The 24,214-nt window shown below is 58.8% G+C and carries 23 protein-coding genes and 1 riboswitch; of the genes, 18 read left to right on the top strand and 5 right to left on the bottom strand.

Annotation, left to right across the window (positions count from 1 at the left end; genetic code table 11):
• From GTO89_RS06055 to GTO89_RS06030, 6 genes are read left to right on the top strand one after another with little or no spacing between them, the layout of a single operon-like run.
• On the top strand, positions 1–855 hold the full coding sequence (locus GTO89_RS06055; RefSeq protein ID WP_161261165.1) for a CheR family methyltransferase: 855 nt from the start codon (positions 1–3) through the stop codon (positions 853–855).
• The gene (locus GTO89_RS06050; RefSeq protein WP_161261164.1) at positions 855–1,229 is read left to right on the top strand and encodes a response regulator; all 375 of its coding nucleotides are present in this window, start codon (positions 855–857) and stop codon (positions 1,227–1,229) included. The genes GTO89_RS06055 and GTO89_RS06050 overlap by 1 nt, the downstream gene beginning before the upstream one ends.
• Before the next feature lie 50 nt (positions 1,230–1,279).
• Positions 1,280–1,690: a chemotaxis protein CheX gene (locus GTO89_RS06045; protein WP_161261163.1), complete on the top strand. Its 411-nt coding sequence runs from the start codon at positions 1,280–1,282 to the stop codon at positions 1,688–1,690.
• Positions 1,687–2,046 (top strand): response regulator, encoded by a 360-nt coding sequence (locus tag GTO89_RS06040; RefSeq protein WP_161261162.1) that lies wholly within the window; start codon positions 1,687–1,689, stop codon positions 2,044–2,046. Before GTO89_RS06045 ends, GTO89_RS06040 begins: the two co-directional genes overlap by 4 nt.
• Positions 2,047–2,060: 14 nt before the next feature.
• Positions 2,061–2,531: a chemotaxis protein CheX gene (locus GTO89_RS06035; RefSeq protein ID WP_161261161.1), complete on the top strand. Its 471-nt coding sequence runs from the start codon at positions 2,061–2,063 to the stop codon at positions 2,529–2,531.
• A gap of 23 nt (positions 2,532–2,554) precedes the next feature.
• Positions 2,555–3,031, top strand: coding sequence for a chemotaxis protein CheX (locus GTO89_RS06030; RefSeq protein ID WP_161261160.1), 477 nt, complete (start codon positions 2,555–2,557; stop codon positions 3,029–3,031).
• A 74-nt stretch (positions 3,032–3,105) separates the two neighbouring features.
• Here GTO89_RS06030 and GTO89_RS06025 read toward each other — a convergent pair whose 3' ends face one another.
• The 3 genes from GTO89_RS06025 to GTO89_RS06015 form a co-directional block, all read right to left on the bottom strand.
• A complete protein-coding gene (locus GTO89_RS06025) occupies positions 3,106–4,899 on the bottom strand; it encodes a carbon starvation CstA family protein (protein ID WP_161261159.1) in 1,794 nt (597 codons plus the stop codon).
• Positions 4,900–5,088: 189 nt separating this feature from the next.
• Complete coding sequence (locus tag GTO89_RS06020) at positions 5,089–6,051, bottom strand: LytR/AlgR family response regulator transcription factor (RefSeq protein ID WP_161261158.1); 963 nt, start codon at positions 6,049–6,051, stop codon at positions 5,089–5,091.
• A 20-nt stretch (positions 6,052–6,071) separates the two neighbouring features.
• The gene (locus GTO89_RS06015) at positions 6,072–7,796 is read right to left on the bottom strand and encodes a sensor histidine kinase (protein WP_328793872.1); all 1,725 of its coding nucleotides are present in this window, start codon (positions 7,794–7,796) and stop codon (positions 6,072–6,074) included.
• Between the two features lie 362 nt (positions 7,797–8,158).
• Between GTO89_RS06015 and bioB the strand changes: the two genes are divergently transcribed.
• From bioB to GTO89_RS06000, 3 genes are all read left to right on the top strand, one after another.
• Entirely contained in the window at positions 8,159–9,139 is a 981-nt protein-coding gene (bioB, locus tag GTO89_RS06010) for a biotin synthase BioB (protein WP_161261156.1), read from the top strand.
• A 264-nt stretch (positions 9,140–9,403) separates the two neighbouring features.
• Entirely contained in the window at positions 9,404–11,767 is a 2,364-nt protein-coding gene (locus GTO89_RS06005; protein WP_161261155.1) for a methyl-accepting chemotaxis protein, read from the top strand.
• A gap of 118 nt (positions 11,768–11,885) precedes the next feature.
• Positions 11,886–12,071 carry a hypothetical protein gene (locus tag GTO89_RS06000; RefSeq protein WP_161261154.1) on the top strand — a complete coding sequence of 62 codons (186 nt, stop codon included), beginning with the start codon at positions 11,886–11,888 and terminating at the stop codon, positions 12,069–12,071.
• A gap of 119 nt (positions 12,072–12,190) precedes the next feature.
• On the opposite strand, the gene GTO89_RS05995 is transcribed toward GTO89_RS06000, so the two are convergent.
• A complete protein-coding gene (locus tag GTO89_RS05995; protein ID WP_161261153.1) occupies positions 12,191–13,000 on the bottom strand; it encodes an undecaprenyl-diphosphate phosphatase in 810 nt (269 codons plus the stop codon).
• Positions 13,001–13,082: 82 nt separating this feature from the next.
• On the bottom strand, positions 13,083–14,087 hold the full coding sequence (cysK, locus tag GTO89_RS05990) for a cysteine synthase A (protein ID WP_161261152.1): 1,005 nt from the start codon (positions 14,085–14,087) through the stop codon (positions 13,083–13,085).
• A 220-nt stretch (positions 14,088–14,307) separates the two neighbouring features.
• Positions 14,308–14,412, top strand: a riboswitch (SAM riboswitch).
• 122 nt (positions 14,413–14,534) lie between these two features.
• Between cysK (GTO89_RS05990) and GTO89_RS05985 the strand changes: the two genes are divergently transcribed.
• From GTO89_RS05985 to GTO89_RS05945, 9 genes are all read left to right on the top strand, one after another.
• On the top strand, positions 14,535–15,671 hold the full coding sequence (locus GTO89_RS05985; protein ID WP_161261151.1) for a trans-sulfuration enzyme family protein: 1,137 nt from the start codon (positions 14,535–14,537) through the stop codon (positions 15,669–15,671).
• Between the two features lie 421 nt (positions 15,672–16,092).
• On the top strand, positions 16,093–17,022 hold the full coding sequence (gene cysK / locus GTO89_RS05980) for a cysteine synthase A (RefSeq protein WP_161261150.1): 930 nt from the start codon (positions 16,093–16,095) through the stop codon (positions 17,020–17,022).
• A gap of 111 nt (positions 17,023–17,133) precedes the next feature.
• Entirely contained in the window at positions 17,134–17,532 is a 399-nt protein-coding gene (locus GTO89_RS17150; protein WP_161261149.1) for a YezD family protein, read from the top strand.
• Positions 17,533–17,555: 23 nt separating this feature from the next.
• On the top strand, positions 17,556–18,836 hold the full coding sequence (locus tag GTO89_RS05970; RefSeq protein WP_161261148.1) for a homocysteine synthase: 1,281 nt from the start codon (positions 17,556–17,558) through the stop codon (positions 18,834–18,836).
• Positions 18,837–19,028: 192 nt separating this feature from the next.
• The gene (locus GTO89_RS05965) at positions 19,029–19,676 is read left to right on the top strand and encodes a corrinoid protein (RefSeq protein ID WP_161261147.1); all 648 of its coding nucleotides are present in this window, start codon (positions 19,029–19,031) and stop codon (positions 19,674–19,676) included.
• 41 nt (positions 19,677–19,717) lie between these two features.
• The gene (locus GTO89_RS05960) at positions 19,718–20,767 is read left to right on the top strand and encodes a uroporphyrinogen decarboxylase family protein (protein WP_161261302.1); all 1,050 of its coding nucleotides are present in this window, start codon (positions 19,718–19,720) and stop codon (positions 20,765–20,767) included.
• Positions 20,768–20,799: 32 nt separating this feature from the next.
• Positions 20,800–21,834: a uroporphyrinogen decarboxylase family protein gene (locus tag GTO89_RS05955; protein ID WP_161261146.1), complete on the top strand. Its 1,035-nt coding sequence runs from the start codon at positions 20,800–20,802 to the stop codon at positions 21,832–21,834.
• Positions 21,827–23,509: an ASKHA domain-containing protein gene (locus tag GTO89_RS05950; RefSeq protein WP_328793871.1), complete on the top strand. Its 1,683-nt coding sequence runs from the start codon at positions 21,827–21,829 to the stop codon at positions 23,507–23,509. The genes GTO89_RS05955 and GTO89_RS05950 overlap by 8 nt, the downstream gene beginning before the upstream one ends.
• A 46-nt stretch (positions 23,510–23,555) precedes the next feature.
• Entirely contained in the window at positions 23,556–24,212 is a 657-nt protein-coding gene (locus tag GTO89_RS05945) for a DUF1847 domain-containing protein (RefSeq protein ID WP_170294408.1), read from the top strand.
• The last annotated feature ends 2 nt before the right edge of the window (positions 24,213–24,214 follow it).

Raw genomic sequence — 24,214 nt, 5'->3', positions numbered from 1 at the left:
ATGAGCATGTTGCAGGATAGGAAAGGCTTTCGCTCAATGCAGCAGTATATTGAGCGGGAGTGCGGCATCCACATCGATGATGACAAAGCCTACCTGATCGAAGGCCGGTTGGGCAAACTGCTGGCTGAATCGGGCGCACGGGACTTTGAAGAGTTTTACCATTTCCTTTACAAAAGCCGTGATCGTTCCATGACCGAAAAGGTGATCGACGCGATCACGACGAATGAGACCATGTGGTTTCGCGACAAGACGCCCTGGCGCATTCTTGAAGAGATCTTCATGCCCCGCTTTATTCAGGAATTGCGCACAGGGAAGCGCTTGCGCATCCGTCTCTGGAGCGCCGCCGCCTCAACAGGGCAGGAAGCTTACTCGACGGCCATGTGCATTGATCGGTACCTCAAGGACAAGGCCATCGCCGGTATCACCCTCGATCAATTCGAGATCGTCGCCACCGATATCTCTCCGGCCGTATTGCAGGTGGCCCGGGCCGGCAAATACGACAGCATCTCCATCCTGCGCGGCCTTGATGCCGGCCATAAGGAGCGTTACTTTCAAAAAGAGGGGCGTGTCTGGTCGATCGACGACCGGATCCGCAGGGCTGTCCGATTTGAACGGTTTAACCTGCAGGATGCCTATCAAGGGCTGGGGTGCTTTGACGTCATCTTTTGCCGTTACGTCGCCATTTACTTTTCCGAGCCATTGAAGCGTGACATCTTCCGGCGGATGGCCGATCAGTTGCGCACCGGCGGGGCGCTCTTCCTGGGCGGTTCCGAGATTTTCACCGGCTATGGCGAGCACTACCAACGACATGAGCATCAAGGTGGAATTTACTATCTCGTCAAGAGGGAGCCATGATGAAATTCTTATCAGTCGATGACTCCGCGATTATCCGGAAAATCATCCGCGGCGCCGCCGAGGTGCTCGACTGCGACCTCTTGGAAGCGTCGGAAGGAGCGGAAGCGCTGGCGATTCTCGAAGCGCATCCCGACATGGATCTGATCCTGTTGGATTGGAACATGCCAGGGATGAATGGCTGGGAGTTTCTTCAGACCATCAAGCATCATCCCCGATATAAGCACATCCCCGTGATGATGGTGACCACCGAGGGAGAGCGGGAAAACATTGTCCGCGCCATCCGGGCCGGCGCCATTCACTACCTGGTCAAACCGTTTACGATGGAAGAGCTGCTGAAGAAAATCATCGAGTGCCTGGGGAGGGGAGAGCTATAAACAGCCTGCGCGATTCCCTGACCGGCGCCGTTATGGAAGTGCTACATACGATGGCGGGACTGGCGGTGGAAGCAGCGGCCTGTCCCACCGGAGAGCGCCCCGCCTGCGATTTTACCGGCGCCATGATGATCATCGGACGACGAACGGCCATGGTCGCCATTGGACTGTCGCGCGAAGCGGCAACACTCACCGTCTCCCAGATGACCGGTCTTGCGCCGGAGGAGTTGTCCGAAGAGGACTTGGCCGACGGGGTGGCCGAACTGATCAACATTATCGCTGGGAGCGGCAAGTCCGGTCTCGTGGGAACAGATGAACACTACCGGATCACCCTACCCTTCGTCATGGTGGGGCAGAACCGATATACCTTATATAAAAACAAGGCAGCTGACCGGTGCCTGCGTGTCTTCGCCGGCGACGTGAACCTCATCCTGGAAATCGCATATTTGGAGGGAGAACCATGACTAAAAAGATCCTGCTTGTCGACGATTCCCCGTTGATTCACAACCTGCTCCGCAAAACCCTGGAAAAGCATGGCTATGAAGTCGCCGGCGATGCCATGAACGGCAAAGTGGGCGTTGAACTGTATCGGGAGCTTTCCCCCGATCTGGTCTTTATGGACATCACCATGCCTGTTATGGATGGGATTGAAGCGGCGAGAGCCATCAAGACGGAGAGCCCCGAGGCGCGCATCATCATGCTCAGCGCCATGGGCGATGAAGAGATCGTCAAACAGGCCAAGGAGTTGGGCGTCGATATTTTCCTCCAGAAGCCCTTCGACGATTATAAAATCATCAGCGCCATCGCCAAGGTGGTATAAAAGGGGGAAGAACCATGGATCAACGCATGACCAAACCCTTTTCCGACGCGGTCGTCAACATCTTCCGGCAGATGGCGGACATCGACGTGGAGATCGAATCGGGCCCGGCGCAGGACAGCGATGAAATCCGTTCCCTTGGCGTCACCTCCATCCTCACCTTCGCCGGCAAGGTGAAAGGCCGCTTTCTGCTCGATCTCGACAGCGACCTGGCCTTGCATGTCGCGAAGACCCTCATCGGCGGCGAATATGATTCCGTCAAGGATCACATGGTGTTGGCTTCTGTTTCGGAGATGAACAACATCATCTCCGGCAACGCCATCACCCAATTGAACAATGAATACAGCCTGAGCCTGCGGTTGGCGCCGCCCATCGTTTTTGCCGGCAACGACGTGATCATCGCCATCCCCAAGATCGCGTCCATCTCTGTCAACTTTAAAACCGCGCATGGAAGACTGAAGGCCAGCATGGCCATCAGCAAGGCCTAGGGCGCCGATAGGAGGAGCGACTGATGCAAGATAAGCATATCGTCCCGTTTTTGGACGCCCTGGAAAACGTCTTGGGCCAGTTCGGCGCCACCGACATCCGCCGGGGCGCACCGGAACAGAAAGAGACCATGCATGTGGACATGGATGTGACCGCCGTGCTCGGCTTGGTCGGCAACCTGCGAGGTAACGTGGCCTATTCGCTCTCGTCGGAGACGGCGAAAAAGATCGTCTCAGCCATGATGTACGGCATGCCGGTCGAGGAGATCGACAGCATCGCCCGCAGCGCCATCGGCGAGATGGCCAACATGATCACCGGCAACGCCATCACCGCCAATGTGCAGGCGTTGCTCTCCGGCGGAACCGCCACCTATGACATCACGCCCCCCTCGATCATCTTCGGTCAGGACATCTACTTCATCATCAGTTCTGTCGAGACGATCGCCGTGCCGGTGGAGACGTCCTTCGGGAGGATCGAGGTCAATATCGGGTTGGAGATGTAGCGCTAGTCGTAAAAAAAAGGAGCCGTTGATCATGATCAGCGGCTCTTTTTTTTGCAGTTTTTTCGGAAACAACCTTACATCGACTTGGCCGCTTCCTTCGCTCTCGCCTTCGGATGCTCCTTGATGATGGAGTACCACTTGATCAATGCGTCGCCCATGACGACAACGGAGAGGCCCATCATGATCGACGAGAGGACCGTGTTCATCATGTTGTTGGCCGGCAGGTACTGGTTGACGATGGTCCAGTAACCGGCGGTCATAACGGAGGCGAAGAGGTAGACCATGGGAATCGCCGTGACCAGGCCGTAGAGGACTTTGCCTGTCTTGCGGAGGATCAGGCTGGTGCCGATGGCCAGGGCCAGCGAGGCGAGAAGCTGGTTGGAGACGCCGAAGAGGGGCCAGACGGTGGCGATGTCGCCGCCATAGAGCAGGTAACCCCAGAGGAAGCAGACGACGACCGAGACGCCGACAACGCCTGGTGTCCAGTCGTTGTCTTTCAGTTTCGGGAAGACCTGGCCGAAGAAGTCCTGGACGATGTAACGGGCCACGCGGGTGCCTGCGTCGATGGCGGTGAGGATGAAGACGGCTTCAAAGAGGATGGCGAAGTTGTACCAGTACGCCATGAGACCTTTCATGCCGGGGAGGGCGGAGAAGACGTAGGCCATGCCGACAGCCAGGGAGACGGCGCCGCCGGTCCGTCCGGCCAGATCCATACCGACCATCTGGGACAGTTCCGGCAGGTTGACGACAGGGATGTTCAGTTTGGCGAAGACCGCCGGGGCGGCGTTGATGGCGAAGTAGTCGCCAGGCATGAGCACGCAGGCGGCGATGAGGGCCATCATGCCGACGAAGGTCTCCATCAGCATGCCGCCGAAACCGACCAGTTGGATATCCCGTTCATTGTCGATCATCTTGGGCGTCGTGCCGGAGCCGACCATGGCGTGGAAGCCGGAGATGGCGCCGCAGGCGATGGTGATGGAGACGAAGGGCCAGACGGGACCTTTGATGATCGGGCCGCCGCCGTTGACAAAGTCAGTGATGGCCGGCATGTGCAGTTGCGGGTTGACGAAGATGATGCCCAGCGCCAATGCGCCGATGGTGCCGATCTTCATGTAGGAGGAGAGGTAATCCCGGGGGGCCAGGAGGAACCAGACGGGCAGGGCGGCGGCGAAGAAGGCGTAGATGGGCAGGGCCAGTTTGACGCCTGTTTCTGAGAGGGTGAAGAAGTGGCCGATCGCGGTGCCTTTGATATAAGGGCCGAAGGCGACAGCGGCGATGATCAGGGCCATGCCGAGGACAGTCGCTTCACGAAGCTTGTCCGGGCGAGCTTTGATGATCAGGCCGATGATCATGGCGATGGGGATGGTCATGCCCACGGTGAAGGTGCCCCAGGGGTTTTCCTTCAAGGCGTGGACGACGACGAGAGAGAGGCCGGCCATGGTGATGGTGATGGTGAAGAGGATGGCCAGGCCGACGGCAAAACCGGCGATGGGGCCGATCTCTTCCTTGGCGATATCAGAGAGGGAACTGCCCTTATGGCGGACAGAGGCGAAGAGAACGACCATGTCGTGGACGGCGCCGCCGAGAACACCGCCGATGAGCAGCCAGAGGACGCCGGGCAGGTATCCGAACTGGGCCGCCAGGATGGGGCCGACGAGAGGCCCGGCGGCGGCGATGGCGGCGAAGTGGTGGCCGAAGGCGACCCATTTGTTCATGGGCACATAGTCAGAACCGTTGTTCAGTTCGTGGGCCGGCGTCTGGCGGGCCGGGTCGAGGGCCAGCACCTTGGAGGCCACGAAGCCGCCGTAAAAGCGGTAGGCGATCACGAGGATACAGGCCGTGGCGATGATGAGTGTCAATGCGTTCATGAGACCTTCCTCCTTTTGAAGCGAAAATAGGGATGTGATAAAGTCCGGTTACCTATCAGTTTAGTGAGCGCAATCACAAATGAACAGAAAAGCTGCATGAAAGGAAAAAAAGCGCGCATCAGATGCACGCTTTTTTGCATGAATGACAGAGGCAATGGGAATGGCTACAGCTTTCTGCGGAAAGGGCCGTTACAGCCCCAGCAGGTCTTTCAATTGCCGCGCGTAGTGGCGGCTGACGGGAACCTCGCTCTTGTCCTGGAGAAGCAGGTTGTAGGCGCCGTTGAACCAGGGAACGATCTCTCGGATGGCCGCCAGGTTGACGAGAAAAGCCCGGTGGGTTCGGCAGAAGCGATCGGCGTCGAGGCGATCCTCCAGTTCCTGCAAGGTCAGGTTCAATTCCAGGAATTCGCCGTCCACCTTGATCAAGGCTTTGCGCCCCTCCACGGTGGCGTAGAGGATGTCCGCCACATCGACGAGGAGCAGTTTGCCTTCCTTGTTCGCGGCGACGCGGTCAAAGGGGCGGTGTCGCTCTTGGCCGGCGACGCCGCCGCTGCCGCCCGTTTCTGCTGTCGACAGGGCGTCCGATTCCTCCGTCCACGCCGGGGAAAGTCCCCTTTGCGCCTCCCCTGATGCTTTTCCGAAAGATTCGCCGGTCGAGTCGAAGGGCGATAGCCCGGGCCGTTCATTTTGCAGAGGATTCAGCCTGGCGCCGGCTGAAGGGAGGGGTTCCCGGCTGAGCAACAGGGCTTTCAATTCGGTGAGGTGCGCTTCCAGACCGGTTTGCTGTCCCAGACGATCGCGCACCCGCTGCCACGTCGCTTCTAGGCGCTCGGGGTGGAAGGGCTTGAGGATGTAATCAAGGGCGCGCACCTCGAAGGCTTGGAGGGCATAGGCGTCAAAGGCGGTGGCGAAGACGACAAGGGGCAGCCGGTTTTGTTCTAAAAGACTGCGGGCCACTGACAGGCCATCGATGTCGTGCATCTGGATGTCGAGAAAGAGCACGTCCACAGGGAGATCGGCCAAGATCTCCAGGGCTTCCTCGCCGCCGCACGCCTCGCCGACGATACGACAGTCGGGAAGCTTTTCCAATAAAAAGCGCAGTTCACGGCGGGACGGGGCTTCATCATCGACGATAAAGGCGCGGATGAGCATGGAATTCCCTCCTGACCGGCCTAGCTGGCCATTAACAGAGAGATGTCCTTATCGGGGATGCGCAGGGCGCAGATGGTGCCCAGGCCGGGTTTCGACTCGATGCGCAGTCCGTAGTCGGGGCCGTAGATGCTGCACAAGCGCTCGTGGACGTTGCGCAAACCGATGCCGCCCGATGCGGCGCCAGCGGTTGCTCCGTTGCGAACCAACAGTTGAGCCACCTTTTCCGGTGTCATGCCCACACCGTCATCTTCTACAGAGATATCGATGTGGTCGTCGGCCTGGCGGCGGGCTCGGATGGTGACCGAACCGCCATCGCGCAGCGGGAGGAGGCCATGGCGAAGGGCGTTTTCCACCAGCGGTTGCAACAGCAACGGGGGAATGGGGCAGGACAATGCGCCCGGGTCGATGTCATGGATGACCTGCAAGCGGTCTTCAAAGCGGGCTTGTTCGAGGGCGAGATAGGATTCAATATGAGCCAGTTCTTCCCGCAAGGAAACGAATTGCGAGGGCTCGCGGAGGTTTTTGCGGAAAAAATCGCCCAGTTGAATCAAGAGGTTGCGCGCCGTTTCCGGATGAGTGCGCACGTAAGAGGCCACTGTGTTGAGGGCGTTAAAGAGAAAGTGCGGGTTGATCTGGGCCTGGAGCGCGCGAATCTCCGCTGTCGCCGCCAGGCGAGCCTGCTGCTCCAACTCGGCGATTTCCAGTTGGGTCGAAAACAGGTGGGCCAAACCTTTGGCCAGTTCCTCATCGACAATGCCAACCTCTTTGGTCCGGTAGAGTTTGAGCGTCCCCAGGGGCATGTCCTTGCTCACCAGGGGGACGATCACGGCCGCATGGAGGGGACAGTCCAGGTGAGCGCACTGGATCTCGTCCTGCGAGGAAGCGATGACTGGACCGCCTGTCTGGAGCGCCTCCTCAGTGGCCCGCGTCAGGAACGGTTGCCCAGCCAGGTGATGGTCGGCGCCGAGACCCACATGGGCCAGGATCTTTTCCCGGTCGGTCAAGGCAACCGCATCGAGGTCGGTCATCTCTTTGACAACCTGGGCGACCGCCTGGGCCGACGACTCGTTGAGGCCCCGGCGAAGCAAGGGCAGTGTGATGTTGGCGATGCGCAGCGATTTTTGGGCTTCCAGCGCGCCCGCTTGTTCCTCCTGGGCGCGGATATCCTGGATGAGCATCACCGAGACGGCGATGCCGACGGCATTGACGGTGATCATCGGAAGGGCGATGTGACTCACCAGCAGGACGGCGTCCTCAAAAGGCCGCGCCACAGCCAGGATGATCAGCATCTGCAATGTTTCCGCCATCAAACCGGTGATCAGCGCGCCCATGCCGTTTAAGGCCTCGGGGTGGTAGCGACGAATCAGGCCGGCCAACAGGCCTTCCGCGATGGTCGAGATGGCGCAGGCCAAGGCGGTAAAGCCGCCCATGGCGAAGCGGTGAACACCGCCGATCAAACCGGCGCCGAAACCGGCCAGCGGCCCGCCGAGCAGACCCGCCAGCACCGGTCCGATGACCCGTGAGTTGGCCAACGCGCCGTCGATGGGGATGGCGGCATAGGTGCCGATGATGGAGAGACCGCCGAAGATGACGATCAACCGGTACACATCCTCGCGGGTCGTCGTCCCGTTGGCAAAAAAACGGCGGACGGCCGGTTGACGGGAGAGCAAGAAGGAAATGGTGATGACGATGGTCATCCGCTGAGTCAAAAAAAGCAGGATGTCGGGGTGAATCAACAAGGACACTCCCCCCTTTTTTCAAAGAAACAACGCGAGAAATCACAGCGTCCCGTGTACGCGGTATTTAGATCAAGGGTAACAAGAAAAATTACATGGCGCAAGTAGGGGAAAAGAGGCCCCTTGCAGAAAAGACAGGACTTTTGAAGGAACCGATTCAGATGAGAAAGGATAGACAGGGAAAAGGGAGAGACGTATAATCATTTTGTCGACAAGCAAGAACATAATCGGTTTACAATCGGGCGCCCCATGTTCACGGAGCGCCCGATTCCAAGTTTTTGCGTGACCGTTGATTCAACGAAGCGCCTGTGAAAAAAAGCAAGCAATGAAAGCGCCAAAACAACAAGTTTCGATAGAAAGGACGATCAAATATGCAAGGGATCATCAATCAGGCAGAAGCCATCCTCTTCGCCGGCGAGGCCCTGGATCGGGACACCGCCCTGAAACTCGCCGCAATCGAAGGCAACGAGATCTATGGGCTGATGGATCTGGCGCGCCGAGTACGGGATCGGTTCGGCGCCGGTCATGTGGACCTCTGTTCCATCGTCAACGCCAAATCGGGCGCCTGTTCGGAGGATTGCCGCTTTTGCGCCCAGTCGGCCCACCATCCGTCCTGCGTGGAGACCTATGACCTGATGGAACCTGACGCGATTGTTGCCCGGGCCAAAGCGATGGAGGCGGAAGGCGCCCATCGTTTTTCCCTGGTCACCAGTGGACGGGGGATGGATGACGCTGAGCTGGAGCCGGTGCTGGCCATCTACGAGCGGCTCCGCCGGGAAACGAAGCTCGGCCTCTGCGCCTCCCTGGGCATCTTACAGGAGGAACAACTGCGCCGGTTGGCCGCAACGGGCGTCACCATGTACCATCACAACCTGGAGACATCACGGCGGTTTTTTCCGCAGATCTGCACCACCCACAGCTACGATGAGCGGATCGCCACCATTCTGGCCGCCCAAGCCGCCGGGATGGCCGTCTGTTCGGGGGGCATCTTCTCCCTGGGAGAGACGATGGAAGACCGCATCGACATGGCCCTGGAACTGCGGGGATTGGGCGTCCAGTCAGCGCCGGTCAACATCCTCAATCCCATCGCCGGGACGCCGCTGGAAGAACAGCCCGTCATCGCCCCGCTGGAAATCCTCAAATCGATCGCCATCTATCGCCTGATGCTGCCGTCCGCTCGTGCCCGCATGGCCGGTGGCCGCGAGGGGGCGTTGCGCAACCTGCAATCGCTCTGCTTCATGGCCGGCGCCGACGCCGCGCTCGTCGGCAGCTACCTGACGACGAGCGGGCGGACGGTGGCTGAGGATATCCAGATGCTTCTCGATCTGGGGCTCCCGGTGAACCCGTCGTGACCCATGGGACGGTTTCCTGCGGCATATCCCTTTTTCATTCTGCAATATAATGACAAAAAAATTCAATATAGCTGCAAATCACCCCTGGTTCGCTTTTTACGGCGCGTCCCAGGGGTTTATTTTTGCCTTTGACGACATATGCGTTGCCACTCCTGGGAAAGGGCGGTAAGATAGTAACTGATTCAGATAGGGTTTTTCTTATCGATGATGATGCTTTGTGACAGAGAAGCAATAGTGCTCGACAGATTGAGGAGGAGGAACAAGATGCCGTTGTTTCGAAGTATCCAAACGAAGTTGATTCTCGTCATCGTGGGCGTTCTCCTGATCACCACGACGGTTGTCGCTCTTTCATCGTTAATGACGACGAGCCAAGCCTTTGAAGGGGATTTTGCCCGCCAGACCGAGAAAAATCTGTCTGGATTTGAAAGCCTGCTTGAGAATTATAAGACCGAGGCGTTAGCCCACGCCAACAATCTCGCCACCCACCCTGGAATTATTGCGGGCACAAAAAACCGCGATTTTGCGGCCTTGTTACAGGTGACAGCGCCGCTGATGCAAAAAGGCAACCTCGACTACCTTGTCATTACCGATGCCAAAGGGAACGCGATCATCCGGACCCATGAACCGGACAAGGCGCCCAAAGGGGATGACAACATCGCCAACCAGATCAACGTGGCCCGCGCCCTCGAAGGAAAGACCTTCACCGGCATCGAACAGGGCAAGACGGTTCGCCTGTCCGTTCGAGCCGGCGCACCCATTTACGATCAGGGACAATTGATCGGTGTTCTGTCGACCGGTTATGTGGTCAGCAGAAACGAGATTGTCGACAAGGCGAAAGGGATGTTTGGCGCAGAGTTCAGCCTCTTCCTCGGTCAGGAGCGCGTCGCGACGTCCATTGTCGACAAAAGGGGACAGCGGATCACAGCCGGACAAGTCACAGCAGATACCATCGTCAAGAGCATTTTTAACGAAGGCAAGCCCTATATCGGGGAGAACAAGGATCTTGACGGTGATTACATCACAGGCTATGCGCCGCTGATCGGCGCTGATGGAACGATCATCGGCATGGTGGGGACGGCGAAGGAAAAGGCCGCCTTGACAGCGGTGAAGCAGTCGATCGCCGGACGGATCTTTCTCTCCTCTTTGGTTGTGCTGTTGCTGGCAGGGATCATCGGCATCTGGTTCGCTCGCCGTTTGGCGCGCCCGCTCGTGGAGCTGCAGGACCTGATGGCCCGAGCCGGCGCTGGCGACTTGACGGTTCATGGAGCTGTTCACTCGACCGATGAGATCGGTCAATCGGTGGCCGGTTTCAATCTGATGATCCGGCGTCAGACGGAGATCGTCGGCATGGTTCGCAAATCGGCTGAGGAGATGGCGGCCAGTTCGGAAGAGATGGCGTCATCGGCCCAGCAGGTGATGACCGCCGTCCAGGATGTGGCTCGCAATATCCAAGAGGTCGCCGAGAACGCCGAGAGAGGAACGGAGGCGGCCTTGGACGCGTCCGAAGTGCTGCTGGAACTGTCCTCCTTGATCCAACTGGCCAAGAACCAGGCAGCCATCGCCGCAGACAACTCCCGGCTGACCCTGACGGCGGCGGAGCGGGGAAGTGAGACGGTCGCCAAAAGCATCGATCATATGACGGCGATCAAAGACAAGACAAACGAGGCCGAAGCGATGATGGCAGAATTGGATCGCTACTCCCGCGAAATCAACCGGATGACGGAGACGATCACGGCCATTGCCGCCCAGACAAATCTGTTGGCCCTCAATGCGGCCATCGAGGCGGCCCGGGCCGGTGATGCCGGTCGCGGCTTTGCCGTTGTTGCCGACGAGGTGCGCAAACTCGCCGAGGAATCCAACCGGGGCGCCGGCGAGGTGGCAGAACTGGTGGGCAAGGTTCTGGAGAGCGCCGCTGCTGCGGTGACCGCTACCCAGCAGAGCCACAGTGAGGCGGAACGAGGCGCCGCGGTGGTTCAAGAAGCGGGCGAGGCCTTATATCGGATCCTTCAGGCTGTTCAGGAGACGGAAAAGGCGGTCGACGGCATCGTCACATTGACCAATGAGGAAGTGGCCAGTTCCGATCGCATCATCGGCCTGATCGATTCCATCGCCACCGTCGTTGAAGGGACGGCGGAACTGGCCGAATCGGTGGCGGCGGCGACGGAAGAGACATCATCCGGCATGGAGACGATCGCAGCAGCGACAGAAGAGGCGAGCGCTATGGCCATCGAACTGGCCGGCGCCGTGCAGAAGTTCAAGTTGCCCGATGCCGGCGCTCTGGGCGCGGCAGAACTCCTGGAAAAGGCAAAGTCCGACCATTTGCTCTGGAAGATCCGGATCCAGAACATGCTCAAAGGCTACGAACAGGTCAACCCGGAGGAAGTGACCTCTCATCACCACTGCCGCTTGGGCAAATGGTATTTTACCGATGACAACCCCTTCCGGAATGATCCTGACTTCGTTGCCTTGGACGGCCCTCATGCCCGCGTCCATGAGTTCGCCCTGAAAGCGGCCGACGCCTTCGGCGCCGGGGATCGTGAAGGGGCCCAGCGGATGCTCGCCGAACTGGAGAAAAACTCCGACGCCGTCCTCGAACGATTGAACCGGTTGATCGCAAAAACCACGTGATCAACACTTACAAGGAACACGAAGATTGGCGGCAGTCCGAGGAAAGTCGAACCGGCTGGTGATAGGAACGCCATGGAAGGTGATACTAACCTCGCAAGGAAAAGGAGGTTGGAGAGCCATGCCGCTGCGTCCAAAATCGCCAGCCGGAAAGACCGGGGAACCGGCAGCCGCCGTCGATGAAAAAAGCGGGTTGCAAAATTCGCAGGGGGACCCCGAGGCTGTTGATGAGATTCAGGAGTTTGACGGCATCAGCGGGCTCCAAGAGATCGACTCGATCCCGGAGATTTCTAAGGATTACAGCTAAAAGAAATTGTGATAGGACAGAAAAAAGGGCCGGCCGCTCAAACAAGCGACCCGCCCTTTTTCTTCTTTTATGTACCTTCTCTAGAGACGGATCAAGGCGATCAGGAAGAGGGTCGCCTGTTAGAGGATCACCACGACAAAATAGAGCAGGGCCGCGACAAAACGGTAATAGGCGAAAGGGGCCAGACCGATCCGGTTCAGCAGTTTCAAAAACCAAACGATGGCTGCCCAGGCGACGACGAAGGACACGACAAAGCCGATGGCGAAGAGCGGCAGATCGCCGACGCTCAGGTTTTGGTAGGATTTCAGCATGTCATAGCCGGTCGCTGCCACCATCATCGGCACAGCGACGATGAAGGAAAATTCGGCGGCGACGGCAGAGGTCATCCCTGACAGCATACCGCCGGCGATGGTGGCGCCGGAGCGGGAAAACCCGGGCCAGAGGGCGAGACATTGCATCAGGCCGACGAACAGCGCCTGGCGAAAGTTGATCCGGTCCAGGTCATCGACCCGGCGACGAGGCTCAATCCAGTTGGCCGCCAACAGCAGGATGCCGCCCGCAATGAGACCGATGACGACCGTCTTGTCGGAAAAGAGGTAGGTCTTGATCGGTTTGTGCAGCAGGAAACCGAGCACACAGGCTGGCGCCATCGCGATGGCCACATGCCAGATGTTGAATCCCCGGTCGTCAAAGCGGATTCCGTCAGCGAAGAGGTTCAGAATCAGGTTCAGGAAACGATCCCGGTAGAGGACAAGCACAGCCAGGATCGCGCCCAGCTGGATAAAGACCTCAAAGGTGGCCGCCTTATCTCCCTCAAAACCGAGGAGACTGCCGACAAGAATCATGTGCCCCGTCGATGACACGGGGAGGAATTCGGTAAGACCTTCCACAATACCGAGAATGACTGCTACAAGATACAGGTTTTCCATGGCAATTCCCCCAACTATTCATTCTTCTTTACATTAGGGGAGCCAGGCCCCAAAGTCAACGGAAAATGATTGTTTTACTTTCTTAAACTTCCGAAAACAGCGCCGTGCTCAGATAGCGCTCTCCCGTATCCGGCAGGAGCACGACGATGCGCTTGCCGCGGTTCTCCGGTCGCTTCGCCGCTTGGATCGCCGCGAAGGCGGCGGCGCCGGCGGAGATGCCCACGAGCAATCCTTCCTCCCGGGCCAAACGGCGGCTGGTGGCAATGGCGTCCGAATCGGACACAGGGAAGACCTCGTCGATCAGGCGGCTGTCGTAGACATCAGGGATGAAACCGGCGCCGATGCCTTGAATCCCATGGGGTCCCGGTTTGCCGCCCGACAAGACGGCCGAGGTCGCCGGTTCAACGGCGATGACATGGAGGTTGGGGTTCCGCTGTTTCAGCCCTTTGGCCGTACCGGTGATGGTGCCGCCGCTGCCGACGCCGGCGATGAAGATATCCACCCGTCCATTCGTGTCCTGCCAGATCTCCGCAGCGGTCGTAACCTCGTGTGTGGCCGGGTTGGCCGGGTTGGCGAACTGTTGGGGCATGAACGCGCCGGGGGTATTCTTGACAATCTGTTCCGCCCTTTCGACGGCGCCGCGCATCCCCTCGGCGCCTGGCGTCAACACCAGCTCAGCGCCGAAGGCTTTTAGCAGGTTTCGCCGTTCAACGCTCATCGTCTCCGGCATGGTCAGGATCAATCGATACCCGCGGACGGCGGCGACCATGGCCAGGGCGACGCCGGTGTTGCCGCTTGTCGGTTCCACAATGACCGCTCCCGGTTTCAGCAAGCCCCGTTTTTCGGCGTCCTGAATCATGCTGAGGCCGATGCGATCCTTTACACTGCCGCCGGGGTTGAAGGTTTCCAGCTTAGCGACGATCTCTGCCGCATCGCCGCTATCGCTACCGGCAGGGGATTTTGCCCGTCCCGCTTTCGCGTTGCCATGGGCGGTCTCTCCAGCATGCGATGAAGCCACGATCCGGCGCAGTCGAACCATCGGGGTATTTCCGATCAAGGCGGACACGTCCTGGGCGATTTTTTCCATGGAAAACCACGCTCCTCACAAAAACCTACTATATTAGTCGGATTATCTTATATTTGCTAGACTCCATGATAGAAGGGGTGGCGGATCCTGTCAAGGAAAGGAAGGTTTTTCGCAAAAAAAGTATTTGTTCAATTGGCGAAAAAAACGCTTGACGATCACCGTCCATTCCGAGTAATGTATAGTCAATCCGGTTCGCGCCGGGAACAATTGAATCAAGACGCTCTTATCAAGAGTTGGTGGAGGGACTGGCCCGATGAAGCCCGGCAACCAGCAGGCATACCTGCATGGTGCCAATTCCTGCAGGGGAAACCCTGAAAGATAAGACTTGCCCTGTGGCTGTTGACGGTCTTCTCTTTCAGAGGAGACCGTTTCTTGTTTTGACGGTCAGAAACCAAAACAGACAGAAGGCACAGAGGAAATCATGATGAAATGGGAGGAGTTTTGCAGATGCGCATCGACACGTTATTGGCCCAAGGGGGCAACGGCAAAGACACCGGCACAGGCGCCGTCAGTTTTCCCATTTACCAAACGGCCACCTTTCAGCATCCCGCCCTGGGAGAAAGCACTGGCTTTGATTACAGCCGCTCGGGCAACCCGACGCGGCAGGTGCTGGAAGAACAGATCGCCCGGTTGGAGGGGGGACGGCGCGGGTTGGCTTTCGCTTCCGGCTTGGCTGCGTTGACGGCTGTGCTGTCCCTCTTCCGGCCTGGCGACCATCTGATCCTCTGTGAAGACCTCTATGGCGGGACCTACCGGCTGCTGGAGCAGGTATTTCGTCCCTGGGGCGTCGAGGCGGACTTTGTCGACACGAGCGATCTCGAGCAAGTGAACGCCGCAGTCAGAGACTGTACGAAGGCCATCCTGATCGAAACGCCGACCAATCCGACGATGAAGATCACAGACCTGCAGGCCATCCGGCGGATCTGTGATTGCCATGACCTCCTGCTGATCGTCGACAACACCTTCATGAGCCCTTACCTGCAGCGACCCATCGAGTTGGGCGCCCATATTGTCGTTCACAGCGGCACCAAGTACCTGGGCGGTCACAACGACGTGGTGGCCGGTCTGGTCGTCGCTGCCGACGAGGACCTCGGCGAGCGGCTCGCATTCTATCAAAACGCTGCCGGCGCCATCCTCGGCCCCTTCGATTCATGGCTGCTCCTGCGGGGGATGAAGACGCTGGGCCTGCGCCTTGACCGCGCCCAGGAAAACGCCAGCGCCATCGCCTGTTGGCTGGAACAACACCCCGCCGTTGAACAGGTCTACTTTATCGGCCTTGACAACCACCCCGGCCGGGACATTCATTTTCAGCAGGCCGCCGGTCCAGGCGCCATGATCTCCTTTTCCCTCCATGACGCCGGCAACATTCCGCAGGTGCTTTCGCGAATTCGCCTGATCGCCTTTGCGGAAAGCCTCGGTGGCGTCGAATCGCTGCTTACCTTTCCCTCCCGTCAGACTCATGGCGACATCCCCGAAGAGATCCGCCGGCGCTGCGGCGTCACCGACCGCCTGTTGCGGCTGTCTGTTGGGATTGAAAACATCAGCGACCTGCTCAACGATCTGACACAGGCATTGGCGTCATAAGTCCGAAGGAAAAATACTTGCGGAACATAGAAAAAAACGGATTGACAGATATCCAACTAGGCTTTAATATCATAAATGTAAATCGAAAAACTCGGAATTAACCGACGCTGACCGGATAGACCGGAGGCCGAGGCGCTTCGATCAAAAGAGTGATCGAAACCCTTGGCCTCTTTTTGTCTAGATAAGGGGGAGTGGTATGGACTGTATCTCAATTTCCCGGTTCGCGAGAGCGAGGCAGTTCATGCCGGCCGGGCAGACCGACGAATGGGTTGATAGAGAAAAACCGATGAACGCGTAAGGGTATCTTTCTCTGTACTTCGCACATCGCAATAATCGCAATAAAAGTCGAACAGAAACGAAAGCAAGCAATGGGAACGAAGGAAAATAAGAATGTTTAAGAACGATAAGGAGGATGCTTTCCATGGCCAAAATCGCCAACAACATCACCGAACTGATCGGCAAAACCCCCTTGGTGCGGTTGAACCGCGTCGCTGAGGGGCTGGAAGGGGATGTCGTCGCCAAATTGGAGTATTTCAATCCCGGCGGCAGTGTGAAAGACCGCATCGGCTACGCCATGATCAAAGACGCCGAAGAAAAAGGGTTGCTTCATAAAGACTCCGTGATCATCGAACCGACCAGCGGCAACACCGGCATCGCCCTCTCCTTCGTGGCGGCCGCCCTCGGCTACCGGGTGATCCTGACCATGCCGGAGACCTTCAGCATTGAGCGCCGAAACCTGCTCAAGGCCTACGGCGCCGAACTGGTCCTTACCCCCGGCACGGAGGGGATGAAAGGCGCTGTGCGCCGGGCTGAAGAACTGGCTGCCCAGATCCCCAACGCCTTCATTCCACAGCAGTTCAACAACCCGGCGAACCCGAAAATTCACCGGGCGACGACGGCCGAAGAGATCTGGGCCGATACGGATGGAAAAGTGGATATCCTCGTCGGAGGCGTCGGCACCGGCGGCACCGTCACCGGTGTGGGCGAAGCGCTGAAGGCGCGCAAACCCGGTATCCAGGTCGTTGCCGTGGAGCCCTTTGACTCGCCTGTGCTCTCAGGCGGCCAACCGGGTCCGCATAAGATTCAGGGGATCGGACCGGGCTTTGTTCCCCAGGTTCTGAATCTGGAGGTTGCCGACGAAATCTTCAAGGTCCGCAATGAAGAGGCCTTTGAAACGAGCCGTCGCATCGCCCGCGAAGAGGGCATCCTGGTCGGGATCTCTTCGGGCGCGGCCGCCTATGCGGCGATTCAGATCGCCAAACGACCGGAAAACGCCGGCAAGCTCATCGTTGCCGTCTTGCCCGATACAGGGGAACGGTATCTGAGCACGCCCCTCTTCCAGGAAGGATAATCACGTCTAGAAAGACATTCCTATTGACAAGGAATTCCTGCCCGTCCTATACTCACCTTAAATCAAAGCAATGTAGTCGGATTAGTAAAGATTGGGGTGGGGGGTATAGGTGTGGTGAAACAAGGCGAACTGAGGAACGCCCAGGAATCGCCGGTGCTCCCGCAAGAGGTGCTGGCGCGGATTGAAAAGGAGATTCGCGCCATGACCTTCGGTACGGTGACCCTGGTGCTTCAAGACGCCCACATCATCCAGATGAACAAACTGGAGAAGATACGCTTTGACGCTGACGAAGGGAGCAAGGGAGCGAAACCAGAAACGACGGAAGTAAAATTCGCGCCGGCGCAGGGACAGACGTCATCGTCTTTTCGCCGGCGCATCATCGAAGCCGTCGGCGGACTCCGCTACGGCGAGGTGGTCATCGTCATCCAGAAAGGCCGGATCGTTCAGATTGAACGGACGGAGAAACGCCGCTTCCCGCTCCTCGAAGGGCTGTACGGCGACGGAATCTAAAAAAACATAGGAGGTATCTCCCCATGAGCGCTGAAAAAGGATTTGCCACGAACGCCCTCCACGCCGGTCAGACCGTCGATCCCACCACCGGATCCCGAGCCGTCCCCATCTACCAGACCACATCCTATGTCTTCAAGAACACCGAACATGCGGCCAATCTCTTTGGCCTGAAAGAGTTCGGCAACATCTATACGCGCATCATGAACCCCACCACCGACGTGTTGGAACAGCGCGTCGCCGCCCTGGAAGGGGGCGTCGCCGCCCTCGCCGTAGCGTCGGGGCAGGCCGCCATCTCCCTGTCCTTGCTGAACATCGCCCATGCCGGCGATGAAATCGTCGCCGCCAACAGCCTTTATGGCGGAACATACAGTCTCTTGGCCTACACCTTCCCCAAGCTGGGCGTCAAGGTCCGCTTTGTCGACCCGAAAGATCCGGAGAACTTCCGCAAGGCGATCACACCGAAGACGAAAGCGGTCTACGCTGAATCAGTGGGCAATCCCAAGCTGGACACCCTCGATGTTGAAGCCGTTGCCGCCATCGCCCATGAGGCCGGTCTGCCGCTTGTCGTCGACAACACCCTGCCCTCGCCCTACCTGGTGCAGCCGATCAAACACGGCGCCGACATTGTCGTCCATTCCCTGACCAAGTTCATCGGCGGTCACGGAACCTCTATCGGCGGGATCATCGTCGACTCGGGCCGCTTCAACTGGGCGAACGGCAATTTCCCCGAATTCACCGAACCCGATCCCAGCTACCATGGGTTGAAATACGCAGAGACCTTTGGCGCGGTGGCCTATATCATCAAGGCCCGTGTCCAGCTCCTGCGCGATCTTGGCGCGGCGCTGAGCCCCTTCAACGCCTTCCAAATCCTGCAAGGCGCCGAGACGCTGCCGGTCCGGATGGAGCGGCACAGCCAGAACGCGCTGGAAGTGGCTCGTTTCCTGCAAAATCATCCGAAAGTCACCTGGGTCAACTACCCCGGGTTGGATGACCACAGTTCCCATGACATCGCCCAAAAATATCACCGCGAAGGCCTCTACGGCGCCATCCTCGGCTTTGGCATCGCCGGAGGCCGGGAAGCTGGCCGGGCCTTCATCGACAAACTGCAACTGCTCTCCCACCTGGCCAATGTGGGCGACGCCAAATCGCTGGCCATCCATCCGGCCACGACCACCCATTCCCAGCTGACGCCGGAAGAGCAGCAGCAGAGCGGTGTCACCGACGATTTCATCCGCCTTTCCATCGGCCTGGAAGATATCGGCGATATCATCGCCGACATTGAACAAGCGCTGGCTGGGGTATAAGCGATAGGGACGAGTGAATTTCGAGCGCCGGCGTTGCCGGAGGCATCGCCGATGAGCGGTAAAGGGACATAGCGGTTGATCATCCCACGAGTGGCTGACCAGACACACTGGAGGCCGGGCAGGGAAGGCGCAAACAACAACGCGCCGACCCTGCTCGGCCTTTTTTTATTGCGCAAAGGGAGGGTTTCGCACTTGGCGGAGCTGAAAAGAAAGCTGCTTCAAGATCTATCGGACGCCGTCCTCGACATGGACGAGGAAAAAGCGGTCGAGACGAGCCAGCAGGTGGTTCAGGAAGGCCTTGACGCCTACGAGGCCATCGATCAGGGGCTCGCTCACGGGATGGCCCGGGCCGGTGAACTCTTTGAACAGGAAGAGTACTTCATTCCCGAGATCCTCATGTGCTCAGACGCCATGTACGCCGGGTTGGAGGTGCTCAAGCCCCACCTGAAACCACGCGATGAGGGGGAGAAGGTGAAGGTTGTCATCGGGGTGATCGAAGGCGACACCCATGATATCGGCAAGAACATGGTCAAGATCATGCTGGAAACGTCCGGCTTTGAGGTCCATGACTTGGGACGCGACGTGCCGCCTCAACATTTTGTTGAACGGGCTGACGAAGTGGGCGCTCAGATCATCGGCATCTCGACCCTGATGACGACCACCATGGATGGCATGGGAGAGGTGATCCGGTTGCTGAACGCGCGGCAGGCCCGTGACCGCTACAAGGTGATCGTCGGCGGCGGACCGATCTCCCAACGCTTTGCCGACCAGATCGGCGCCGACGGCTATGCCGCCAATGCCGCCGACGCTGTAAAACTCGCCAGGAGGCTGGTCAGTTGAGTACAGGCAAAGACAACAACAATCGCCAGGCTCTGGAGTCCATGACGCCACTCGAACGGTTACAGGCCTACAACCGGGGAGAAGCCGTGGACCGGATGCCCTGTGTGCCCATCGTGGGCAACACGGCGGCCCGTGTCATCGGCGCAAAGATCTCCCAGTTTCGCGGCAACGGTGCGTTGTTGGCCCAGGCCCATACGGAGGCCTACCGGTTGTTCCGTTACGATATCATCCGGATTTTTACCGATCTGTACACCCAGGCCGAAGCGATGGGCGCCATCGTCCACTACCCTGACGATGAAACGGCTTATCTCGCCGCGCCGGCCATTAAGGATGTCTCCGAAATCGAAAGGATCGTCCCTGCCGATCCGGAACGCGACGGGAATCTGCCCCATCACTTGGAGGCGTTGCAACGAACCCTTGACGCCGTTGGCAAGGAGGTCACCGTAACAGCGGCCTTGACCTGTCCCTTCACAAACGCTTCTTTTCTCATCGGCGCCGAGACGTTAGTCCGCCTGACCCTGCGCAACCCGGACGCGGTGCACCGTCTCTGCGAGCTCTCCTTGGAAACGAGCCTGCGCTATGCCAAGGCCATTCTCGACGCCGGCGGCGTTCCCAGCCTCACTGACGCCATGTCCTCCAGCACCGTCATCAGCCCTCGCCAGTTTCAAGAGTTTTCCTATCCCTACCTGAAGCGGCTCATCGGTTACATCCACTCCCGCGGCAAATCGGTCACGCTGCACATCTGCGGAAGGACGAACCGCATCTGGGATCTCATGGTCGAAGCCGGCGCCGACTGCATCAGCATCGACAACGATGCTGACCTGCTGGAAGCAAAAGAGAAGGTTGGTCACAGGGTGCGGCTGATGGGAAATGTCAAACCCTCTGAGACGATGCTGCAAGGGCGCCCTGACGATGTCTGCCAGGCTGTCCTCCAATGCATCGCCCAGGCCTATGACAACCCAAAAGGGTATATTGTTGCTTCCGGATGCAGTTTGCCGACGGAAACCCCCTTCGCGAACATCCACGCCATGCTGGATACGGTGCGGGAAGTGGGTTGGCCCGTTGAGCCGGAAGGCTTGCTGGCGCGTTAAGACTAGTTTATAAGCGAAAGCGGGGAGACAGGGTGAGTTCCATCAGCCCGAAAGAACGGTTGCTGCGTGCTCTGCGCAGGGAGAAGACGGATCGACCGCCTGTCGTCTGTCCCGGCGGCATGATGAACGCCGCCATCGTCGATGTGATGAATCAAAGCGGCCACACCCTCCCGGAAGCCCATCATGACGACCGGCTGATGGCGCATCTGGCCTACGATATCCACGAACAGACCGGTTTTGAAAACCTGGGCATCCCCTTTTGCATGACCGTCGAAGCGGAGCTGTTCGGTTCAGCGATCAACTTTGGCAGTCTCGCCTGCGAACCGAAAATCGAGCGGGAGGCCTATCCCTCTGTTTCGGCCGTTCCTTTCCACAAACCGGGTCATCTACCGGCTTCAGGCCGGATCGAGACGGTGATTCAAGCGGCCTGGCGGCTGAGCCGCAGCCATCCCGATATTCCCGTCATCGGCAACCTGACCGGCCCGATCAGCACGGCCGCCTCCATTGTCGACCCCATGGCTTTTTTGAAGGAACTGCGCAAGGATCGGGAAAATGCCCATCGCGTGATCGACGACGTGAGCGACCATCTGATCGCCTATGCGGAAGGGCTGATCGACGCCGGTGTCCGGATCATCTCCATCGGCGACCCGACGGCGACCGGTGAGATCCTGGGGCCGAAGATGTTTGAAGAATACGCCCTTCGTTATCTGAACAAGGTCATCGACGGGATCCATGAACGTGGCGGCGCAGCCATCGTCCACATCTGCGGCGATATGAAATCGGTGAAACACCTCATCCCCCGCGTCCATGGGGACGCCATCAGCACCGACGCCATGGTGAACCTGCGTTTGCTCAAAGAGGAGTATCCCGAACTGACCACGATGGGCAACCTTAGCACTTACCTGCTCGAGTTTGGCGACGCCGGCAAGGTGGCCGACCAGACCCAACGGCTCATCCGTGACGGCATCGACATCATCGCGCCGGCTTGCGGTCTGAGCACGTCGACCTCTGTAGGGGTCCTGCAGGCGATGACCCAGGCGGTAAAGGAGACAGAAGAGCGTGGCTAGTCTGGTGAATATCCGCTTTCTCCCCTCCCGTCATTCGATTCAGGTAGAAGCGGGCACGACGATCCTGGAGGCGGCGCGAAGGGCCGGCGCGCTCATTGAAGCCCCCTGCAACGGCGCAGGAACCTGCGGCAAGTGCCGGGTGAAACTGGCGGAGCGCTTCCGTCCCTTTGTACGCTCCGGCGGAGAGCATCACCTGACGGCTGAGGACGAAGCGGACGGCTGGGTGCTCGCCTGTGAGTCCGTCGTCACCGGCCACATTGAAGTCGAGATTCCGCAAGGGATTTCCTCGCATTCGTTGCAAATCATCAGCCACGGTCTGGCGCGCCCTGTCGTCGTTAAACCCTTTTTCACAAAAGCATATGACCACAAAGCCGGAGAAACCCGAATTATCGCCGGCGGCGATGTGGTTGCGATTGAGCCAGGAGACCGATCCGCTCGCCTGTTCGGCGTCGTCGTCGATATCGGCACAACGACACTGGTGGCGTCTCTCGTCGATATCGGTTCCGGCGAGGAGCGGGCGACGGCTTCGGCGCTGAACCCGCAGAGCCTGCATGGTCAGGATGTGCTGTCACGCATCAAATTTGCTTCTGAACCTGCCGGGCGTGAACAGATGCATACAGAACTGATCCGAGAGATCAACCGATTGATCGGACAGGTGGCCGCGACAGCTGCCATTGACTGCGGAGACATCGCCGAGGTGATCTTCAGCGGCAACACCTGTATGCTTCATTTGGCGACAGACACCGATCCCTCGTCGCTGGGGAAACACCCCTATCGACCGGTCATCACCGGGGGGAACCATGTGCGCGCCCACGCGCTGGGCCTGGCAGTGGCCCCCTATGGGCTCGTCTACTTGCCGCCGATCCTTTCCGCCTACGTCGGCGCAGACATCACGGCCGGGATATTGGCGGCCGGGTTGTCGGAGCAGCAGGGGGTGACTCTTTTTGTCGACATCGGCACCAATGGGGAGATGGTCCTCGCTGTCGACGGCGCCATGGCCGCCGCGTCGACAGCCGCCGGACCTGCTTTTGAAGGGATGAATATCACCTGCGGCATGCGCGCCGGCCGGGGCGCCATCGAGCGCTTTTACGTCGAGGCTGACGGTGCGGTGACGATAAAGACGATCGAAGAGGCGGCGCCGGCCGGCATTTGCGGCAGCGGACTGCTGGACATCGCCGGCGAGTTGGTGGCCTGCGGCGTCATCGACAAACGAGGACGCTTCGTCCGTCCTGACCGTTCGACCTTACCGGAGGCGTTGCGTGAACGAGTGATCGCCTGTGAAGGCAAGCCCGCCTTTCGGATCGCCGGGGACATCGTTCTGACCCAAAAGGATGTTCGGCAGATTCAACTGGCGAAAGGGGCCATCCGAGCGGGCGTCGAATTGCTGCTGCGAAGCAGAGGCGTCGAAGCAGACCAGGTGGATCGTGTGTTCATTGCCGGTTCCTTCGGCTATCACCTGCAAGCGCGCAGCCTGATCCAGATCGGTCTCCTGCCGGAGGTCTTTGACGGGAAAATCGAGTTTCTCGGCAACACCTCGAAAACGGGCGGCCAGGCCCTCTTGCTCAATGGCGACCTGCGCCGCCAGTTGGAGGCGTTGGTCCCTTCGGTAGAGGTGATCGAACTGGCCGATTACGGCGACTTTGATCAGGTCTTCGTCGGCTGCCTGGGCTTTTAATGGGTTGAAAAGAAAAGGAGTGGTCCCGGTGAACGATGACAGCAAAATGCTGAGTTGTTCCGACTGTGCCCTGTTGAACTGCTACCGCCGCGATAAAAACTTTCCGAGTTTCTGCCTGACGACGGGCGCCGATAGGGACCAACTGGAGCGCACGACGGAATTGTACCGGACCGGTGGTGAAACGGCGCGCATTGCCCGGGTGGCTGCCGAGATTGAAGGGCTCTATTACGGGAAACTCACCCGCGTCGAGGAGATCATCGCTTTCGCCAAGCGGCTCGGCGCCCAAAAGATCGGCATCGCCACCTGCATCGGCCTGATCAACGAGACGAAAATCTTCGTCAAGATCTTGGAGGCCAAGGGCCTTAAGGGCTACAGCGTCCTCTGCAAGGTGGGCGCTATCGACAAGACCGAGGTCGGCGTGCCTGAGGAGTTGAAAGTCCAGAAGGGGTGCCATGAATCGCTCTGCAACCCTGTGCTGCAAGCGGAACTGCTCAACGAGGCAGAGACCGATCTGAACGTGATCAACGGTCTCTGTGTCGGCCATGATTCCTTGTTCATCCAGTATTCGAAGGCGCCAGTGACGACGCTGATCACGAAAGACCGGGTGCTGGGACACAACCCGGCGGCAGCCTTGTATACGTCCGGTTTTTACTACAAACGCCTGTTGGCGCGCGAAGAGGACTCTGCCACGGGCGATAAATGATG

The sequence above is a fragment of the Heliomicrobium gestii genome, assembly GCF_009877435.1.
GTDB lineage: Bacteria > Bacillota > Desulfitobacteriia > Heliobacteriales > Heliobacteriaceae > Heliomicrobium > Heliomicrobium gestii.
The sequence above is the reverse complement of the archived record's forward strand: the minus strand, read 5'-3'. Positions and strand labels throughout refer to the sequence as shown.

Excerpts from the sequence above, each read along its gene's own strand:
- GTO89_RS06045 (WP_161261163.1), top strand. The coding sequence starts at position 1,280 with ATGGCGGGACTGGCGGTGGAAGCAGCGGCCTGTCCCACCGGAGAGCGC.
- GTO89_RS05995 (WP_161261153.1), bottom strand. The coding sequence starts at position 13,000 with ATGGAAAACCTGTATCTTGTAGCAGTCATTCTCGGTATTGTGGAAGGT.
- GTO89_RS06035 (WP_161261161.1), top strand. The coding sequence starts at position 2,061 with ATGGATCAACGCATGACCAAACCCTTTTCCGACGCGGTCGTCAACATC.
- GTO89_RS06005 (WP_161261155.1), top strand. The coding sequence starts at position 9,404 with ATGCCGTTGTTTCGAAGTATCCAAACGAAGTTGATTCTCGTCATCGTG.
- cysK (WP_161261150.1), top strand. The coding sequence starts at position 16,093 with ATGGCCAAAATCGCCAACAACATCACCGAACTGATCGGCAAAACCCCC.
- GTO89_RS06040 (WP_161261162.1), top strand. The coding sequence starts at position 1,687 with ATGACTAAAAAGATCCTGCTTGTCGACGATTCCCCGTTGATTCACAAC.
- GTO89_RS05970 (WP_161261148.1), top strand. The coding sequence starts at position 17,556 with ATGAGCGCTGAAAAAGGATTTGCCACGAACGCCCTCCACGCCGGTCAG.
- cysK (WP_161261152.1), bottom strand. The coding sequence starts at position 14,087 with ATGGAAAAAATCGCCCAGGACGTGTCCGCCTTGATCGGAAATACCCCG.
- GTO89_RS05945 (WP_170294408.1), top strand. The coding sequence starts at position 23,556 with ATGCTGAGTTGTTCCGACTGTGCCCTGTTGAACTGCTACCGCCGCGAT.
- GTO89_RS06000 (WP_161261154.1), top strand. The coding sequence starts at position 11,886 with ATGCCGCTGCGTCCAAAATCGCCAGCCGGAAAGACCGGGGAACCGGCA.
- GTO89_RS06055 (WP_161261165.1), top strand. The coding sequence starts at position 1 with ATGAGCATGTTGCAGGATAGGAAAGGCTTTCGCTCAATGCAGCAGTAT.
- GTO89_RS06020 (WP_161261158.1), bottom strand. The coding sequence starts at position 6,051 with ATGCTCATCCGCGCCTTTATCGTCGATGATGAAGCCCCGTCCCGCCGT.
- GTO89_RS06050 (WP_161261164.1), top strand. The coding sequence starts at position 855 with ATGAAATTCTTATCAGTCGATGACTCCGCGATTATCCGGAAAATCATC.
- GTO89_RS05960 (WP_161261302.1), top strand. The coding sequence starts at position 19,718 with ATGACGCCACTCGAACGGTTACAGGCCTACAACCGGGGAGAAGCCGTG.
- bioB (WP_161261156.1), top strand. The coding sequence starts at position 8,159 with ATGCAAGGGATCATCAATCAGGCAGAAGCCATCCTCTTCGCCGGCGAG.
- GTO89_RS06025 (WP_161261159.1), bottom strand. The coding sequence starts at position 4,899 with ATGAACGCATTGACACTCATCATCGCCACGGCCTGTATCCTCGTGATC.
- GTO89_RS06030 (WP_161261160.1), top strand. The coding sequence starts at position 2,555 with ATGCAAGATAAGCATATCGTCCCGTTTTTGGACGCCCTGGAAAACGTC.
- GTO89_RS05985 (WP_161261151.1), top strand. The coding sequence starts at position 14,535 with ATGCGCATCGACACGTTATTGGCCCAAGGGGGCAACGGCAAAGACACC.